Annotated in this window: 2 protein-coding genes; both read right to left on the reverse strand. The window is 42.9% G+C overall.

From position 1 onward, the window contains the following. Positions 1 to 69 precede the first annotated feature (69 nt). Positions 70 to 279, reverse strand: a complete 210-nt coding sequence (locus tag ACTQ16_RS16700) for a DUF4248 domain-containing protein (RefSeq protein WP_441938558.1) — start codon at positions 277 to 279, stop codon at positions 70 to 72. A 71-nt stretch (positions 280 to 350) separates the two neighbouring features. Continuing rightward, complete coding sequence (locus tag ACTQ16_RS16705) at positions 351 to 578, reverse strand: hypothetical protein (RefSeq protein ID WP_441217369.1); 228 nt, start codon at positions 576 to 578, stop codon at positions 351 to 353. Positions 579 to 686: the final 108 nt, after the last annotated feature.

Consider the following 686-nt stretch of genomic DNA (forward strand, 5'->3'; position numbering starts at 1 on the left):
CCACTTCATACTTTCTCATACTTGCTCACACTTTCTCATACTTTCTCATACTTTCTCATACTTGGAAGCCTATGGTTCGCCGAGAAAATAGATAATATAGGAAATTTGCATCGGAGTGAATTCCTTGCTGTTCTTGTCGTATCCGCTTTCATGAAGCTTCTTCAGAAGGTCGGGATTGCGACAAATCCAACGCATCAGATGAGCACTTGCCACCACCGGTGACGAATCGGGGAAATAGAGCAGAGCCAGTTCCTGCTTCGTATAGCTTTTTATATCCATATAGCTTTTGATGTTTAAGTATTATCCTTACGGGTTGAAAGTAACATACTTACGGGTTGAAAGTAAGATACTTAGTCCTCGAAAGTATCCGTAGGATTGACGGCAGCATCGCTGTTCAGCTCGATAGGTTCCTTCTCTATGACCATATCTTCCTTCTTCACATGGTCGAAGTCGAGCTGGAACATGTTGGTAGGTTTGAGGAAATCGGCGAGTGGATGGCTCTCCGAAGATTTGATGCAAGGGAAGTACGATGGCATCGTGGCTGTCCCATTCATGCTTTTGTTTGGTTCTTTTTCCATTTTGTTTAAAAATTGCAGTTGTTAATATTCTATTTTGTTGTTTGCAACGTACTCTACGAAAGAGTGTGGGTGAACACTTGGCGATGAAGTTGGTGAAGGGTGAACCCC

Source organism: Prevotella sp. LCP21S3_D2 (assembly GCF_052118345.1).
Lineage (GTDB): Bacteria > Bacteroidota > Bacteroidia > Bacteroidales > Bacteroidaceae > Prevotella.

Coding starts and splice junctions, on each gene's coding strand:
- ACTQ16_RS16700 (WP_441938558.1), bottom strand. CDS start 279: ATGGATATAAAAAGCTATACGAAGCAGGAACTGGCTCTGCTCTATTTC.
- ACTQ16_RS16705 (WP_441217369.1), bottom strand. CDS start 578: ATGGAAAAAGAACCAAACAAAAGCATGAATGGGACAGCCACGATGCCA.